This is a genomic window from Mesorhizobium sp. LSJC280B00 (assembly GCF_000502835.1).
In the GTDB taxonomy this organism is placed as follows: Bacteria; Pseudomonadota; Alphaproteobacteria; order Rhizobiales; family Rhizobiaceae; genus Mesorhizobium.
Genome location: NZ_AYVL01000003.1, coordinates 95,709 through 111,552, shown reverse-complemented (window position 1 = coordinate 111,552; position 15,844 = coordinate 95,709). Strand labels below are relative to the sequence as shown.

Below are 15,844 nucleotides of genomic sequence, written 5' to 3'. Positions count from 1 at the left end.
CTCAGTCTTCATCATCGGTATCGTCGCCGTCGCTACCCTTGAGCGACGGCACGGCGTAGTGCCGCTTGCCGCGACCGGCGATGAAGTCGACGATCTTCATGGCAGTCGGCGACGAGGCGAATTCCGCCTTGGCGAATTCGATGTTCTCGCCGACGGTCCGGGAGCGATCGAAGATCGTCTTGTAGGCTTTGCGCAGCAAGTGGATCTCCGAACGCGGCAGGCCGGCGCGCTTCAGGCCAATGATGTTGAGGCCGCGAAGGCTGGCACGGTTGCCAACGGCGATGGCGTAAGGAATGACGTCGCCGACGATCGCCGAGCAACCGCCGAGAAAGGCGTTATCGCCGATGCGGACAAACTGATGAACCGCGGTAAGGCCGCCGATGTAGACATTGTCACCGACTTCGCAATGCCCGCCTAACGTCGCTTGATTGGCGAAGGTGGCGTTCTTGCCGACCACGCAGTCATGGGCAATATGGGCATAGGCAAGGAAATTGCCGTTGTTGCCGATCGTCGTCTCGCCGCGGCTGGAATCGGTGCCGACATGCATGGTGACACCTTCGCGGATCGTGCAGTTCTCGCCGATCACCAGCGTGGTACGGCCGCCCTTGTGCTTGGTGTTCTGCGGCGGCCCGCCCAGTATCGCCATCGGATAGACCTTGGTCGATGCACCGATGGTGGTCGCGCCAATCACCGAGACATGGCTGACCAGTTCGACGCGGTCGCCGATCACGGTGTCGGGGCCGACGTGACAGAAGGGCCCGATGCGGGCGCCTTCGCCGATTTGGGCGCCTGCCTCGATGACCGAGGATGGATGGATGACTGTCTGGATTTTCATTAGCATTCGTTTGTCAGCCGCTTGCGACCATCATCGCCGATATCTCGGCTTCCGCCGCCTTGGCGCCATCGACGAGGGCCTCGCAAGCGAATTTGAGAAGATTGCCGCGTTTCTTGATTTTCTTCACATGAATTTTCAGCTGGTCGCCTGGAACGACCGGCTTGCGGAACTTGGCATTGTCGATGGTCAGGAAATAAACCAGCGACGGCTTTTCCGTACCAAGGCTGCGGATGCAGATGGCGCCGGCCGTCTGCGCCATCGCCTCGATGATCAGCACGCCGGGCATGACCGGCTGGTCGGGGAAATGACCTTGGAAATGCGGCTCGTTTATGGTGACGTTCTTGATGCCGATGGCGGATTCGTCGCCATCTATGTCGACAATACGGTCGATCATCAAGAACGGATAGCGGTGCGGCAGGAGCTTCATCAGCCGCATTATGTCAACCGCTTCGAGCGTCGCCGCTGCGATGTCAGCCATTTCCCCCCTCACCCTGTTTGCGCGTCCGTGCAAGTCTGCGCAAGGCCGCTATCTCGCGCATGGCTTCCGCCATCGGCTGCGCCGGATATCCTCCCCAAATCTCACCGGCAGGCACATTGCTCATAAACCCGCTTCTTGCCGCAAGCTTGGCCCCGGACCCGATGGTCAAATGATCCGCAAGGCCGACACCGCCACCCATGGTGACGTTGTCGCCTACCGTCACGGAACCGGAAATACCCGAAAGCCCGGCTATTATGCAATTGCGGCCGATGCGAACGTTGTGCGCGATCTGCACCAGATTGTCGATCTTGGTGCCCTGGCCGATGATCGTGTCGGACATGGCGCCGCGATCGACGGTCGTATTCGACCCGATCTCGACGTCGTCCTGGATGATGACGCGGCCGATCTGCGGAACCCGCTCCGGACCCTTGGCGCCGGCCACGAAACCGAAGCCATCCTGGCCGATCCTGGCACCGCCATGGATGATGACGCGATTGCCAATCAACGCATATTGCACGCTGGCACCTGGACCGACATAGCCGTCGCGGCCAATCTGCGAAGACGGACCGATGACCGCATGCGGGGCAATGACGGTCCCGCTGCCGATGGCAGCGCGAGGTCCGATGATCGCACCCGCTTCGATGATCGCGCCGGCCTCGACATGGGCGGTCGCATCGATATGGGCATGCGGCGAGATACCGGTTTCGCCGGTCATCGGTCCAGGCGTTGCAGCCGCCGGAAAAAGCAGACGCCCGAGCATTGCGAAGGCCTGCTGCGGGCGCGGATGCACCAGCACCGCGATGCCCGCCGGCGCCTTGCCGGCAAATTCGGCAGGGCAGAGAACCGCCGCCGCCCGCAGTGACTGCATCAGGGCGAAATTGCGCCTGCCATCGACGAAGACAAGGGCGTTCTCGCCGCCTTCGTTGGCGGGCGCCAGAGCCTCGATCGATACATCGGAGAGACCGGAATCAACAAGCGTCGAGCCAGTCAGATTCGCGACTTCGCCGGCCGTATACCGGCGTGAGGGCGCGAAGAACACCGGATCGGTCATTCCAGAAGCAATATCCAGCTAGCGCATGACCCGAAAATCGGAAATCGACCCTCGGAAAGGATCATGCGCAAATCAAAGTGCTACACCGTCCTTTGCGCGTCCGATAGGACGCGCTGCGCTGTAGTGTCGGATCACTGCCATCCGGATCCAAACGAGCCGGAAGCATCATTGCCCGCACATCAGAAGCGGGTCGATATGCCGAAGTTGAATTCCTGCACGTCGTCGGTCTTTTCCTTCTTGACCGGGATCGCATAGTCGATGCGGATCGGGCCGAAAGGCGATGCCCACATCAAACCGACACCGACGGAAGCGCGCCATTCCATGCCGGTTGTCGAAGAATTGACAAGGCCACTTGCGATTTTGCTGCCGTAGAGCGTTGCCGCATCGGCGAACACAGCGCCACGCAAACCGAAGCTTTCGGGGATGACCGGCAGCGGGAACTGCGCTTCCGCCGAGGCATTGAAGTAGGTGGTGCCGCCGAGATGGTCATTGCTGTTGTCCGAAGCAACCGGGCCGATGCCGCCATATTCGAAACCGCGGATCATACGGTCGCTGCTCTGGAAATGGTCGAAGACGCGCAGATCGCCGTTGCCATAGCCTTGGACATGGCCGGCGCCGCCCGAAATGAGGCCCACCAGGTCCAATTGTTCGGACAGCGTCTGATAAATGCTGCCGCGCGCCGTGACCTTGATGAATTTGGCATCGCCGCCGAGGCCGGCCACTTCGGTGCCGACATTGGCATAAATGCCATCATGCGGGTTCTTCATGTCGTCGATCGTATTGTAGATCAGGCCGAGACTGACCGAAGACTTGAGCCATGGGCTCTCGTTAACGCCGTTTTGGATCGCCTGGGACACGTCGCAACCGGCCGATGGGTCGCAGCCCTCGTCGAACTCGTACTTCTCTTGCGCAATATTATAAGCGAGTTGCGTCGAGATATTGTCTGTGATCGGCAGGCCGAAGCGAACGGTCGCGCCTGTCGTGTCGCTGTCGTAATGGTCGTAGTTTCGGCTCTGTTTGTAGATGTCGAAGCCGGCCGCGATGCGGCGTCCGAGGAAATAGGGTTCGGTGAAAGAGAAGCTGTAGTCGCGCGAGTTCTTGCCACCGCCCGCCGCCACCTTGATGAATTGGCCTCGACCGAGGAAGTTGCGCTCACTGATGGAGCCTTCGACGGACGGACCTGACGTTTCACCGCCGCTCGAATAACCGGCGCCGACCGTGAACTCACCGGTCGATTTCTCGACCACATCCACCACCAGCACAACCTGGTCCGGCTCAGAACCCGGAACAGTGGAAATTTCGACTTTTTCAAAATAATCGAGCGCTTCCAGCCGCCTCTTCGCGCGCTGGATGAGCACCTGATTGAAAGCATCGCCTTCGCTGACATCGAACTCGCGGCGAATGACGTAGTCGCGCGTCCGATCGTTGCCGCGAATCTCGATGCGCTCGATATAGGCCTTGGTCCCCTGATCGACCGTATAGACGACCGAGATCGTGTGGTTCTCGAAGTTGCGGTCGCCGCGCGGCGTCACCTGGGCGAAGGCATAGCCGGATCCAGCGACCTTTTCGGTCAAGGCGATGATCGTGTCCTCGACGTTCTTGGCGTTGTAGACATCGCCCTTGTGGGTCTCGACCACCGATTCAAGCGACTTGGCGTCGACCTCGGGGATCGTGCTTTCGACGCTGACATCCCCGAACGTATAACGCTCGCCCTCCTGCACCGTGATGGTGACGGTGTATTTGTTGGTTGTGTCGTCGAGTTCGCCGACAGCCGAGACGACCTGGAAGTCGGCATAGCCGTGATTATAATAGAAGCGGCGCAGCAGCTCCTGGTCGGCGCGCAGCTTGTCCTCGTCATAAACATCGTCGCGCAGCACGAACGACAGGAAGGACGAGCGCTTGGTGGAGATGATGTCCGACAGACGGCGGCTCGAATAGGCGCTGTTGCCGACGAAATTGATCGCGGCGATCTGGGTGCGGCCGCCTTCGTTGATGTTGAAGACCACGTTTACCCGGTTGTCGCCGAGATCCATGATCTGGGTGGTCACGGCGGCATCGTCGCGGCCGATACGCCGGTATGCGGCCTTGACCGCCTCGACATCGGCATCGAGCTGCTGTTGCGAGAAGGTGCCGCGCGGCTTCAATTGCACCGCGGCCTCAAGCGCGTTGTCCTTGAGCTTCTTGTTGCCCTGGAACAGCACCTGGTTGACGACCTGGTATTCGGACACCTTGATGACCAGCGTCGATCCGACCTGGTTGATCTGCACATCCGAAAACAGCCCGGTGCCAAACAGCGCCTTGACCGCATCGTCGATATCCGAACTGGAAAACGCCTTGCCGGGCTTGATCGTCACGTAATTGCGGATGGTGTCCGCGTCGACACGCTGATTGCCGGTGACTTCGACTCTGGAGACGACAGCCGCCTCGGCGGCCGATGTGGCAACGAACTGCACTGCGAGCGCGCCTGGTACAACCAGAGCGGCGGACATAGCCACCGCGGACGCGGCGCTCAGAAACTTGGATGCTGCCTTCATCGGGCTTTTGTACCTTTTCTCGAAGTCCCCACGGCGAGAAAACCGGACGTGCGGTAATTTCCCCTACCGTATTAACCGGATTTTCCCTACACGCAAGGCTTCTGGTTAATTTGTATTTACTTAACCCTGCGGCGTGGCTTTCGCGTCACGCATATCCCCACGCATGGTAAACGGCGTCTCAACATTGCTCGTGCCGAAGCCAAATTCCTTCATGATTTCAGCACCCAAACAGATCGTTCCAGAAAACAAAGCCCATGAACCCGAGCACCAATATGAGGCCGCTTCGGTAAGCCATTTCCATCATGCGTTCGGACACCGGCCGCCGGATGACAGCCTCCACGCCGTAGAACAGAAGATGCCCTCCGTCGAGGGGGGGAATCGGCAAAAGGTTGAGAATCCCTATCCCGACTGACAGGAATGCAACAAGCTGCACGAGCCATTCAAAGCCGAGCTTTGCCGCCTGACCCGACATCTTGGCGATCTTGATGGGGCCGCCCAGCTGGCACTTGTCCTCGCGGCCGACAACGAAACGTTGCAGGAACTGGCCGGTACGCTGGATGACGTGTCCGGTTTCCTGGACCGCTGCCCCGACCGCCCCGGCCGGACTATAGGTGATCAGCCGTGGCTGGCCGAGTTCCTTGTTGTTGACGACGCCGATCACGGCCACCTGGACCTTATTGCCCAGTGCGTCTTGTTGTTCCATCAAGCGCGGCGTCGCCGTGACGGTGATTTCCTTGCCGGCGCGTAGCATGACGAAGGTGATGCTGTCGCCGGCGCGGCCAGAGACCAGACGCTGGACGTCGGCAAAGGTCTCGACCTTGCTGCCGTCGACGCTGACGAATCGGTCGCCGGGCATGATGCCGGCCGCGGCGGCCGGACTGCCGACGGTGACCTCAGCCACCATCGGCTCCAGCACGGGCCGGCCATGGACGGAAAACAGCACGGCAAAGACGGCGATCGTCAGCAGGAAGTTGAACAGCGGCCCCGCCACGACGGTCGCCGCCCGCTTCCAGATCGGCTGCGTGTGGAAGGCAACCTTGCGTTCTTCGTCGCTCAGCGCCTCGATCTCCTCCGAGCTGGGCTGGCTCGACGTCGCGTTCATGTCGCCGACGAACTTGACGTAGCCGCCGAGCGGTATGGCGCAAAGCTTCCAGCGCGTGCCGCGGCTATCGTTGAAGCCGATGATCTCTGGGCCGAAACCGATCGAAAAGGCTTTTGCGCCGATACCGCACCAACGCCCGACGAGGTAATGGCCCATTTCGTGGACAAAAACGACCACGGTCAGCACGAACAGGAAAGGCACCAGCGTGCCGAGGACAAAGCCCTCTGTGCTGAAAACCGCGTGAAAAATCTCGTTCAATTCATGCCCTCAAATTCATCCACGGCACAGATCACGCCGCGACTGTGACATCAATCCAGGCGAATCCATGACGCAGCCCCGCGCCGGCCCACCGACGATGCCGTTCAAACCGGAAACAGCCCCTGTGCCGGATGGTCGGCGGTCGCGGAAATCCAGCCGATGACGTATAGGGCGAAAGCCGCCGCGACAAGCCCATCTACCCGATCCATGATGCCGCCATGGCCGGGTATCAGCGTGCCGGAATCTTTACGGCCGTGGCGTCGCTTGACCCATGATTCGAACAGGTCGCCGGCCTGCGCGACAATCGAAAGCACCAGTGCGACCACGCCAAGCACGACGAGGTTGCCCGTTCCGGCTACGGCGGCCAGAAGCAGCCCGGCCACTACGCCGCCGACCACCCCACCGAGCGCCCCGCTCCGCGTCTTGCCCGGCGAGATCGACGGCGCCAGCCTTGGACCACCGATGGAGCGGCCGACGAAATAGGCAAAGATATCGGTCGCCCAAACCACGGCGAATAGGAACAGAATGGCCAGCAGCCCTGAATGGTCGCCGTCACGCAAGAAGGCCAGCGACAAGCCGGACACGGCCGCATAGGCAAGGCCGGATGCTTCCCACGGTCCTGCCCTGCGCATGGAAGAAGCGACGGCAGTGACAGCAACCAGAGCCGCGACGAGCGGCAGCAGCAAAGACGCAGGCAGGCCGGCGACGAGGGCACCAATAAAGACCACGATCAGCGCCTCGGGCAGAAAGCCGAGACCTGCCGTAGCACCAGCACCTGCCGGGGCAACGGGGCGGCTCATCCGCGTCCACTCGTAGAAGATGACCGCCGCCGTGGCAGCGCAAAGCAACCGGAAGGACAGTCCGCCGAGCCAGGTCAGGGCAAGCGTGACGATGGCAAGCACGACGGCCGAAATGACCCGGAGTTGGAGGTTGCTCATTCCTCAGCCTGAGGCGACATCTTGGGCGGCAAGTCCGCCGAAGCGGCGCTCGCGGCCGGCGAAATCGCGCAGTGCATCGGACAGGTGCTCGCGACTGAAGTCGGGCCAGTAGCAAGGCAGGAAAACGAGTTCGCTATAGGCGGCCTGCCATAACAGGAAGTTGGACAGCCGAAGCTCGCCGCTGGTGCGGATGACCAGTTCCGGGTCCGGAATGCCCTCTGTATCGAGCGAGCTGGCAAAGGAATCGGCCGTGATCGCCTCGCTCTCGATCTCACCGCGCGCCACCGCCGCTGCGAGCTTGCGCGCGGTGCGCACGATCTCGTCGCGCCCGCCGTAATTGAAGGCAATGACCAGTGTCAGCGCCTCGTTGCTGAGAGTGAGCGTTTCGGCTTCCTCGAGCAGCCCCCTTATGTCGGGCTGCAGCCCTGCCCTGTCACCGATGACCCTGATCCGCACCCCACTCTGGTGCAGCTCGGCAAGGTCACGTCGGATGAAAAGCTTCAGCAGGCCCATGAGGTCGCTGACTTCGGATTTCGGCCGTGACCAGTTTTCCGACGAAAAAGCGTAGACGGTCAGGAAGGAGATGCCTAGGCCGGGGGCGGCGCGCACTGTCTTGCGCAGCGCCTCGACGCCGGCGCGGTGACCGGCCAGCCGCGGCAAGCCGCGCGCCTTGGCCCAGCGTCCGTTTCCGTCCATGATGATCGCGACATGCGCGGGCGTTGCCATATTCTCGCTTCCGGGCCAGGCGTGGCCAGACCCTAGACCTGCATGATTTCCGCTTCCTTGTCGGAAAGCAGGTGGTCGATGGTGCTGATTGTCTCGTCGGTCAGTTTCTGAACCTGGTCGGCCCGTTTGCGATGGTCGTCCTCACTGATGTCGCCGTCCTTTTCCGCCTTTTTCAGAAAGTCCATGCCGTCCCGGCGAACGTGGCGTGCGGCGACGCGGGCATTCTCGGCATAACCGTGCGAGATCTTGACCAGCTCCTTGCGGCGCTGTTCGTTGAGCTCGGGCAGCGGAATCCTGAGATTGGTACCGTCGACGATAGGATTGAAGCCGAGATTGGCTTCACGGATGGCGCGGTCGACTGCGCTGACCATCGACTTGTCCCAGACCGAAACCGAAATCATGCGCGGTTCCGGCACCGACACTGTTGCCACCTGGTTGATCGGCATGGTGGTGCCATAGGCCTGCACCTGGACGGCATCGAGCAGGTTGCTCGACGCGCGGCCGGTGCGCAGCGAAGCCAGATCATGCTTGAACGCGGCGATCGCCCCGTCCATGCGCCGTTTGAGATCGTCGTACTCGCCACTCATCATCGTCTCCTCGACCCGTTAACCCGGGTTCACTGCTTAGGCCCTGTTCGAGCCTCATCCGCAACCGGTCCCTTTCGGGTTCATGGTCCGGTCAATCGTCTGCGACAACCGTGCAACGGCCGCCGCCCCTCAGGATATCGCCGAAGCCACCCTTCTCGTGGATCGAATAGACGATTATCGGAATGTTGTTTTCGCGCGCAAGTGCAATCGCCGCCGTATCCATGATCGAAAGCCCGCGTTTGATGACTTCGTCATGGCTGATCCGCTCGAAACGTGTCGCATGCGGGTCCTTCTTGGGATCAGCCGAATAGACACCATCGACCTGGGTGCCCTTGAACAGAGCATCGGCGCCGATCTCGGCGGCGCGAAGGGCCGCAGCCGAATCGGTGGTGAAGAACGGATTGCCGGTGCCGCCGGCGAAGATGACGACCTTGCCCTGGTTCATGTAGGCGGTCGCCTGACGCTGCGAAAAACTTTCGCAAAGCTCGGGCATGGCGATCGCCGACAGCACCACGGCGTCGACGCCGATCTTGTTGAGCGAGGTGCGCAGCGCCAGCGAATTGATAACCGTGGCAAGCATGCCCATATGGTCGCCGGTGACGCGGTCTCCGCCTTTTGACGCAACCGCGACGCCACGGAAGATGTTGCCGCCGCCTATGACGACACCGACTTCGATGCCCAATGCGCGGGCCTCGGCGATGTCGGCGGCGATGCGGTCGACCACCGATACGTCGATGCCGAAATGCTGCTCGCCCATCAACGCTTCGCCCGACGCTTTCAGCAAGACACGTCGGTAGAGGGGCTTCACCGTCATCTGGTCCTCGTCATCGTGCGTGTGACGCGTTTCGGTGCGCCCCGAAACACTGGGCGTTCCGATACACGAAGGGCGCCGCGATGTCACGCGGCGCCCGAGCCGGAAAGTTGAGATCGTGGACCGGGATAGCCGTCAGCTCACGCCGGCAAAAGTGCCTCGCATGAGCAGATCCGGCAGATAGCTTGCCGGCTTACCGCCAACCGCCTGCCCACCGGTCAGGCCGCCTTGTATTTCAGGGCCGAAGAACGAATACGGAAAGGGCGTGACCGGCCGGCTCACCGCATCGAGCCGTGCCCGAAGATCTTCGGGAATGTCGAAATCAAGCGCGCCGAGATTGTCCTTGAGCTGGTCAAGCCTGGTGGCGCCGACGATGACGGATGCAATGCCTGGCCTGTTTGCCGTCCAGTTCAAGGCGATCTGGGCCATGCTGCGGCCGAGCTGGCCGGCAACCCTCTCCAGTTCGGCGACGATTTGCCAGTTGCGATCGGTGAATTTCTGGAAACCGGGATTGGTCGAACCACGCATTGTCTCCAGCCGGCCACCATCCTCGACGATTGTATCGAAACGGTATTTTCCGCTGAGCAGGCCGCTGGCCAATGGACTCCAGACCATGATTCCGGCGCCATAGCGCGTGCCGAACGGCACGAACTCGTGCTCGATGTTGCGCTCGGCCAGCGAATATTCGAGCTGAAGCGCCGAAACCGGTTCATAGCCGCGATGCTCGGCGACGGCCTGCGCCCGGCTTGCGTACCAGGCCGGCACGTCGGACATACCGACATGCCGGATCTTTCCGGCGCGCACCAGATCGTCCAGCGTCCGCATCACCTCCTCCGGCGGCGTCAGCCTGTCCCAGGTATGGAGGATGTAGAGGTCGATGTAGTCGGTGCCGAGCCGCTTCAGCGAACCGTCTATCGCCCGCAGGATGTTCTTGCGGCCGTTGCCCCCGGCGTTCGGGTTGCCCGGTTCGGCGTTGTAGGTGAATTTGGTACTGATCACCGCCTTGTCGCGCAGCCCACGCTCGGCGATGAATTCGCCGAGCCAGGTTTCGGCCGTGCCACCGGTATAGAGATCGGCGGTATCGAAGAAATTGCCACCGGCTTCGACATAGGCATCAACCAAGGCGCGCGCGGTTTCCTTCTCCGCGCCCCAGCCCCATTCCGTGCCGAACGTCATGGTGCCGAGCGCCAGGCGGGTGACACGCAGCCCGCTGTTGCCGAGCGTGTAGTAGGACATGGTCATGGATTTCTCCTGAAGTTTGAAAAGCGGGATTGAGGTCTTGCCTGGGATACGCAGTCAGGCCTTGGCCAGCGCATCGACCACCACCTGGAAGCGGCGCGGATCGAAATAATCGTGGTAGGTGCTGATCAGACCGCTCTTGAAGTGGAAAATCGCGATATTGCTGTTGGTGTATTCAGTGCCGCCGATCAGCACCGCGCGGTTCTTGTACTCAACGACGATCGCGTCCGAATCCGCTGCCGGATAGATGGCTGTCAGCTGCGAATCGAAGGATTCGAAATTACCGAAGAGGCCTCGGAAGGCCGCCAGGATCGCGGCTTTACCATCGATGCTGTTTCCAAATCCTGCCGGCGGGTAGAAGACAAGTATACGGCCATCTTCAGCCCAAAGGTCGCCCCATGCCTCAATGTCCTTGCGGTGCATCAGATCAAAGAATTTACGCACGGTCTCGAGATTACGGGTTCGTTCGGAATCGAGGTCGGTCATTAGACGTCTCCTTGGCTGCTCGGCGATTGCCGTGTGATGCAGCCAAAGATGCGCCCTCCTTTCTCCGCCGATAAGATTGCATTATCCGAATGGACTATGCGATATCATGCATGAATGGACCGCGATCTGCTTAGCCACCTACCTGTAATCGTTGCCGTCGCGCGGCGTGGCGGCTTCGCGCCGGCAGCCGCCGAGCTCGGCATGAGCCCGTCAGCGGTCAGCCATGCGGTTCGGCTGGTAGAGGAGCGAATCGGCCAGCCGTTGTTTGCCCGCACCACGCGCAGCGTCTCGCTGACCGAGGCTGGCACCGCGCTTGTCGCTGCGGCGGAGCCGGCGCTGGAAGACATTGCCGACCGGATCGAACGTATCCGCTCTGTCAAAGGCCGGGCAAGCGGACTGCTCAGGATCAACGCGCCGCGTTTGGCGCTGCCTCTGGCGCTGATGCCCATCCTGACGGCGATGGCGGAACGTTACCCTGACGTGACGGTGGAGATCGTCACCGACGAACGTCTGAGCGATATCGTCGGCGAGGGTTTCGACGCCGGCATCCGGCTGGGCGAGATGATCGCCGAGGATATGGTGACGGTGCGACTGACAGGGCCTTTCCGCAGCATCATCGTTGCCTCGCCGGCCTATGTCGGCCGGCGCGGGCGGCCATGGGCGTTGGCCGATCTCGCCGCGCACAACTGCATCGGCTATCGGCTGTTGCGATCACGTGCGCTCTATCGCTGGGATCTGTCCGATCAGGGCAAGGATATCAGCGTCGAGACACGCGGCAGCGTGGTCGTCAGCGATCCGCTGTCGGCAAGGGAAATGGCGCTTGCCGGCATCGGCCTCGCCTATCTGTTCGAGCCGCTTGTCAAGCCCGACATCGAGGCAGGCCGGCTGGTCGAAGTCCTTGGCGAGGCATCGATCGAGGAACCGGGACTGTTCCTCTATTTCCCGCGCCGCGCCGCGATGGCCCCGAAGCTCCGCGCCTTCATCGACACCGCGCAAGAAATCGGCCGGGCATCCTCGCGGATACCCGGCCGAAAAAGCCTTTCAAACGAATAGTTACTTCTTGACCGCTGCCGCGACTTCCGCCGCGAAATCGGTCTCTTCCTTCTCGATGCCCTCACCGAGCGCGAAGCGCAGATAGGCCGCGATTTTGGCTGGCGCGCCGATTTCGCTTTCGGCATCCTTCAGCGCCTTCTCGACGGTAACGTCGGGATTGAGCACGAAAGCCTGCTTGAGCAGCACGACCTCTTCATAGAACTTGCGCAAACGGCCTTCGACCATCTTCTCGATGATCGCTTCCGGCTTGCCGGACTGGCGCGCCTGGTCGGCGAAGATCGCCTTCTCGCGTTCCACTGCGGCCGGATCGAGCTCTTCGGTGGTCAGGGCCATCGGATTGGTGGCAGCGACATGCATGGCAACCTGACGGGCGAAGGCGTTGGCGGCATGCGCGTTGCCTGTCGTCTCGATGGCCACCAGCACGCCGAGCTTGCCAAGGCCGTCGGCGACCGCATTGTGAACGTAGGTTGCGACAGCGCCGTGCTCGACGGTGAGCTTGGCCGAGCGGCGGAAGCCCAGATTCTCGCCGATGGTGCCGACAGCGTCCTTGATGGTCTCGGCGACCGACTTGCCCGAGCCCGGATAGGGAGCGGCGGCAACGGCCTCGGTCTTGCCGCCATAGGCAAGCGCGACCTTCGCGACATTGGCGACGATCTCCTGGAACGCAGCATTGCGGGCAACGAAGTCCGTCTCGGAATTGACCTCGACGATCGCTGCCTCGCGGACGCCGGAATCTACGCCGATCAGGCCTTCGGCAGCGGTACGGCCAGCCTTCTTGTCGGCCTTGGAAATGCCCTTCTTGCGCAGCCAGTCGATGGCTTCTTCCATATTGCCGTTGGTCTCGTTCAACGCCGCCTTGCAGTCCATCATGCCCGCGCCGGTCAAGTCGCGGAGTTCTTTGACCTGTGCAGCCGAAATGCTCATTGTCGCCTCTTTGTCTAAATGCACTGACGCACCATCGATTTTCGATGATGCGCCTGGTGCCGGTAGCGCTTACCGCGCCAACATATTGGAAAGATGAAGGCCGCAGCCGGCCTTCGCTACTATGCTTCCGGGGTCTGGGCTGCCGGGCTCTCGGCGGCCGGGGTCTGATCGAGCGCCGGCTCGACCGGAGCCTCGACCGATGCGCCGATATCGACACCGAGCGCGCCCTGCTGACGGGCGATGCCGTCGATAGCTGCCTTGGCGATCAAATCGCAATACAGCTGGATGGCGCGGGCCGCGTCGTCATTGCCGGGGATCGGGAAGTCGATCTTGTCCGGGTCGCAGTTGGAATCGATGATGGCAACGACCGGGATGCCGAGACGCTTGGCCTCGAGAATGGCGATCGCTTCCTTGTTGGTGTCGATCACGAACATCAAATCGGGCGTCGAACCCATATCCTTGATGCCGCCCAGCGCCTTGTCGAGCTTCTCACGCTCGCGGTCGAGGTTGAGGCGCTCCTTCTTGGTCAGGCCCTGAGCCTCGCCGGCCAGCATTTCGTCGAGCTTGCGCAGGCGCTGGATGGAATTCGAGATCGTCTTCCAGTTGGTCAGCATGCCGCCGAGCCAGCGCGAGTTGACATAGTACTGGGCCGAGCGCTGCGCGGCATCGGCGACGATGTCGGAGGCCTGGCGCTTGGTGCCGACGAACAGCACGCGGCCGCCCTTGGCAACAGTGTCGGAAACCTGCTTCAGCGCCTGGTGCAGCAAAGGCACCGTCTGCGAGAGGTCGATGATGTGTATGTTGTTGCGGGCGCCGTAGATATAGGGCGCCATTTTCGGGTTCCAGCGGTGGGTCTGGTGGCCGAAGTGAATGCCAGCTTCCAATAGCTGGCGCATGCTGAAATCAGGCAGAGCCATTCTTATTTCCTTTCCGGTTAGCCTCCACGGACACAGGCATTTTCGGACTTTGTCCTCGAACGCCACCGGAGGTTTCAGCCGGATTTCTCCCGGGCAGACACCAAAGTCCGTGTGTGGAATGAGCGCGCATATAGAGGGGAAGCGCGACAAACGCAAGCGCTGTGGCGTCTTGCGGCTCAGCGTGCGGCGATCAGCGCACCGGTATCATCGCCGCATCTTCCCCTTCGGCAACCGCACACGCCGGAAAACGGCGACGATCTCCTCGCGGCTGCATTCGATGGCGCCTAACCGCACTGCGCGGTCACGCTCGAACCCGGTTATGTCATAATGCGGCGCCGATGTCTTGGGCGGCCCTTGATAGGACGAGCGCTTGATGCCGAGCTGCGCGGCGAAGCGATGCAGCTCGTCAGTATCGTCTGCCAGCAGATGACACCAGCGGTGGCCGATCCATTTCCAGATCGCCGCATCGACATAGACCGCCATGAGATTTGCCGCACTCCTTCATCTTGCGCCGACCAACACGCCGCTAACGATGATAGAAGGGATTGGCATAGAAAATGAAGCCGCCGCCGGCCTCGAGTTGCGTCATCGTCCTGGTGACGGTCTCCTGCATCCGGTCGTGCAGTTCGGCGAGTGCCTCCTCGACGGAGCCTTGATAGGCGTGCAAGCCTAGCGGCTCCGGTACCCGGACATAGGCGCGGCGTGGGCCTGCCGGCTGCGGCACGAAACGGTTGATCGTATCGCGCAGCGTACCCTTGCAATAGTCGTTGCGGATCCGCTTCAAATGTTCGGCGATCTCCTCCTGCGTGATGCGCGGATTGGCTGAAGCCCACGGCCCGACACGCTGCAGGCGCTGGATTGTATCTGCCAGCGTTCGGACCTGCTTCTGGTTTTCGGTGCCGTCCATGTTCTCCCGCAGCCAGCGCCGCGACCGGCGCAAAAGCTCGGCAGTGTCGAGCGTGCCGGCGTCGACCGAGACAAGTTCGGCAAGGCGACGGCCGAGTTCGGTCAGCAGGTCCTTTTGACGTGCGTCGTACGAAGCCCGCACATCGGACCGCAGGCCATATGCAGCCTCATCGCGCGACAGCAAGGTCGCATAGATATGATGGATGCGCTCCGGCAGCGAATCGGCGGCACGGCGTTCGATCTTCAGGCTGTGCTCGACATAGGCGCATTCCTTTGCCAGCGCTGCCTCGACATTCCCCGTGAAAGCAAGCTTCCAGATCACGGGCGCGATCCAAACCTTGAAGTCCGGATCCGTCAGGCGGCCGCGCTTCAGCGCCTCGAACCCCATTTCGACCGCGCCCGGCAGCAGCGGGGCAATGATGTTGGCATGCCAGCCGACACCGCCTTCGGGATGCAGGAGCACGCCGTGCCCCTTCAGCGCCCAGGCCACCGAATGTTCCTTGGCGGCCGCGCTGTTGCCCGGGATTTGCGCGATCAGATTGTTGGCCAACCAGAATTTCTGCATCAGCCGGCCAAGCCCGTTGACGACGCCGTGCGTGGCCCAGGATGCCGCCAGCGGGCTTACCCGCGAGACGACCTCCTTGTCGATCATCCAGTCGGTAAAGAATTCGGGATGGTTGGGCGTGATGAACGTCGCCTTGCCCGCGCCGCAACAAGCCTTCAGCCTTTGCCGGTCATTCTCCGGAAAATCGATGTGGCGGACATTGGCGACGCCGCGCAAACCGGCCAGACGGTTGAATGGCAACAGGTCGCGAAACCCCGGAACGCCGTGCAGCATGACAATCCGGTTGACGAATGTCATAGCGTTGATCAGCGTCGCATTGGGCCGCGGCGCCACAAAAACGTCGATCCTGCTCAACCTGCTCCCCCGCGGCGCATACCGTCATAAGACGTTGATAGGCAATTGCGGCATGCTCAAGTCGATGCGACTTGCCCCGC

General features: G+C 61.6%; 16 protein-coding genes. 1 reads left to right on the top strand and 15 read right to left on the bottom strand.

Annotated elements, in window-relative coordinates; genetic code table 11:
• Position 1: 1 nt before the first annotated feature.
• The 11 genes from lpxA to X773_RS45180 all read right to left on the bottom strand — a co-directional run bounded on the left by lpxA (position 2) and on the right by X773_RS45180 (position 11,045).
• A complete protein-coding gene (gene lpxA / locus X773_RS45230; protein ID WP_023674943.1) occupies positions 2 to 835 on the bottom strand; it encodes an acyl-ACP--UDP-N-acetylglucosamine O-acyltransferase in 834 nt (277 codons plus the stop codon).
• Positions 836 to 848: 13 nt separating this feature from the next.
• Entirely contained in the window at positions 849 to 1,313 is a 465-nt protein-coding gene (gene fabZ / locus X773_RS45225; RefSeq protein ID WP_023674942.1) for a 3-hydroxyacyl-ACP dehydratase FabZ, read from the bottom strand.
• Positions 1,306 to 2,364 (bottom strand): UDP-3-O-(3-hydroxymyristoyl)glucosamine N-acyltransferase, encoded by a 1,059-nt coding sequence (lpxD, locus tag X773_RS45220; RefSeq protein WP_023674941.1) that lies wholly within the window; start codon positions 2,362 to 2,364, stop codon positions 1,306 to 1,308. Before lpxD ends, fabZ begins: the two co-directional genes overlap by 8 nt.
• Before the next feature lie 179 nt (positions 2,365 to 2,543).
• Positions 2,544 to 4,898: an outer membrane protein assembly factor BamA gene (gene bamA, locus X773_RS45215; RefSeq protein WP_023674940.1), complete on the bottom strand. Its 2,355-nt coding sequence runs from the start codon at positions 4,896 to 4,898 to the stop codon at positions 2,544 to 2,546.
• A 217-nt stretch (positions 4,899 to 5,115) separates the two neighbouring features.
• Positions 5,116 to 6,258 carry an RIP metalloprotease RseP gene (gene rseP, locus X773_RS45210; protein WP_023674938.1) on the bottom strand — a complete coding sequence of 381 codons (1,143 nt, stop codon included), beginning with the start codon at positions 6,256 to 6,258 and terminating at the stop codon, positions 5,116 to 5,118.
• Positions 6,259 to 6,362: 104 nt separating this feature from the next.
• A complete protein-coding gene (locus X773_RS45205; protein WP_023674937.1) occupies positions 6,363 to 7,196 on the bottom strand; it encodes a phosphatidate cytidylyltransferase in 834 nt (277 codons plus the stop codon).
• Between the two features lie 3 nt (positions 7,197 to 7,199).
• On the bottom strand, positions 7,200 to 7,922 hold the full coding sequence (locus X773_RS45200) for an isoprenyl transferase (protein WP_023674936.1): 723 nt from the start codon (positions 7,920 to 7,922) through the stop codon (positions 7,200 to 7,202).
• A 32-nt stretch (positions 7,923 to 7,954) separates the two neighbouring features.
• Positions 7,955 to 8,509 carry a ribosome recycling factor gene (gene frr / locus X773_RS45195; RefSeq protein ID WP_084640965.1) on the bottom strand — a complete coding sequence of 185 codons (555 nt, stop codon included), beginning with the start codon at positions 8,507 to 8,509 and terminating at the stop codon, positions 7,955 to 7,957.
• Positions 8,510 to 8,600: 91 nt separating this feature from the next.
• Positions 8,601 to 9,323: a UMP kinase gene (gene pyrH, locus X773_RS45190; RefSeq protein WP_023674934.1), complete on the bottom strand. Its 723-nt coding sequence runs from the start codon at positions 9,321 to 9,323 to the stop codon at positions 8,601 to 8,603.
• 132 nt (positions 9,324 to 9,455) lie between these two features.
• Positions 9,456 to 10,562 (bottom strand): aldo/keto reductase, encoded by a 1,107-nt coding sequence (locus tag X773_RS45185; protein ID WP_023674933.1) that lies wholly within the window; start codon positions 10,560 to 10,562, stop codon positions 9,456 to 9,458.
• Positions 10,563 to 10,616: 54 nt separating this feature from the next.
• Complete coding sequence (locus X773_RS45180) at positions 10,617 to 11,045, bottom strand: nuclear transport factor 2 family protein (RefSeq protein WP_023674932.1); 429 nt, start codon at positions 11,043 to 11,045, stop codon at positions 10,617 to 10,619.
• A 114-nt stretch (positions 11,046 to 11,159) separates the two neighbouring features.
• On the opposite strand from X773_RS45180, the gene X773_RS45175 reads away from it, so the two are divergent.
• A complete protein-coding gene (locus X773_RS45175; RefSeq protein ID WP_023674931.1) occupies positions 11,160 to 12,098 on the top strand; it encodes a LysR family transcriptional regulator in 939 nt (312 codons plus the stop codon).
• Here X773_RS45175 and tsf read toward each other — a convergent pair whose 3' ends face one another.
• The 4 genes from tsf to X773_RS45160 form a co-directional block, all read right to left on the bottom strand.
• The gene (tsf, locus tag X773_RS45170) at positions 12,099 to 13,022 is read right to left on the bottom strand and encodes a translation elongation factor Ts (RefSeq protein WP_023674930.1); all 924 of its coding nucleotides are present in this window, start codon (positions 13,020 to 13,022) and stop codon (positions 12,099 to 12,101) included.
• A 119-nt stretch (positions 13,023 to 13,141) separates the two neighbouring features.
• A complete protein-coding gene (gene rpsB, locus X773_RS0137280) occupies positions 13,142 to 13,939 on the bottom strand; it encodes a 30S ribosomal protein S2 (protein ID WP_031211288.1) in 798 nt (265 codons plus the stop codon).
• A 204-nt stretch (positions 13,940 to 14,143) separates the two neighbouring features.
• The gene (locus X773_RS45165) at positions 14,144 to 14,422 is read right to left on the bottom strand and encodes a DUF4031 domain-containing protein (protein WP_023674929.1); all 279 of its coding nucleotides are present in this window, start codon (positions 14,420 to 14,422) and stop codon (positions 14,144 to 14,146) included.
• Positions 14,423 to 14,465: 43 nt separating this feature from the next.
• Positions 14,466 to 15,764, bottom strand: a complete 1,299-nt coding sequence (locus tag X773_RS45160; protein ID WP_023674928.1) for a hypothetical protein — start codon at positions 15,762 to 15,764, stop codon at positions 14,466 to 14,468.
• Positions 15,765 to 15,844 lie beyond the last annotated feature (80 nt).

Bases quoted from the DNA above. Each gene is read 5' to 3' on its own strand.
- lpxA (WP_023674943.1), bottom strand. From the start codon at position 835: ATGAAAATCCAGACAGTCATCCATCCATCCTCGGTCATCGAGGCAGGC.
- fabZ (WP_023674942.1), bottom strand. From the start codon at position 1,313: ATGGCTGACATCGCAGCGGCGACGCTCGAAGCGGTTGACATAATGCGG.
- lpxD (WP_023674941.1), bottom strand. From the start codon at position 2,364: ATGACCGATCCGGTGTTCTTCGCGCCCTCACGCCGGTATACGGCCGGC.
- bamA (WP_023674940.1), bottom strand. From the start codon at position 4,898: ATGAAGGCAGCATCCAAGTTTCTGAGCGCCGCGTCCGCGGTGGCTATG.
- X773_RS45205 (WP_023674937.1), bottom strand. From the start codon at position 7,196: ATGAGCAACCTCCAACTCCGGGTCATTTCGGCCGTCGTGCTTGCCATC.
- X773_RS45200 (WP_023674936.1), bottom strand. From the start codon at position 7,922: ATGGCAACGCCCGCGCATGTCGCGATCATCATGGACGGAAACGGACGC.
- frr (WP_084640965.1), bottom strand. From the start codon at position 8,509: ATGAGTGGCGAGTACGACGATCTCAAACGGCGCATGGACGGGGCGATC.
- pyrH (WP_023674934.1), bottom strand. From the start codon at position 9,323: ATGACGGTGAAGCCCCTCTACCGACGTGTCTTGCTGAAAGCGTCGGGC.
- X773_RS45185 (WP_023674933.1), bottom strand. From the start codon at position 10,562: ATGACCATGTCCTACTACACGCTCGGCAACAGCGGGCTGCGTGTCACC.
- X773_RS45180 (WP_023674932.1), bottom strand. From the start codon at position 11,045: ATGACCGACCTCGATTCCGAACGAACCCGTAATCTCGAGACCGTGCGT.
- X773_RS45175 (WP_023674931.1), top strand. From the start codon at position 11,160: ATGGACCGCGATCTGCTTAGCCACCTACCTGTAATCGTTGCCGTCGCG.
- tsf (WP_023674930.1), bottom strand. From the start codon at position 13,022: ATGAGCATTTCGGCTGCACAGGTCAAAGAACTCCGCGACTTGACCGGC.
- rpsB (WP_031211288.1), bottom strand. From the start codon at position 13,939: ATGGCTCTGCCTGATTTCAGCATGCGCCAGCTATTGGAAGCTGGCATT.
- X773_RS45165 (WP_023674929.1), bottom strand. From the start codon at position 14,422: ATGGCGGTCTATGTCGATGCGGCGATCTGGAAATGGATCGGCCACCGC.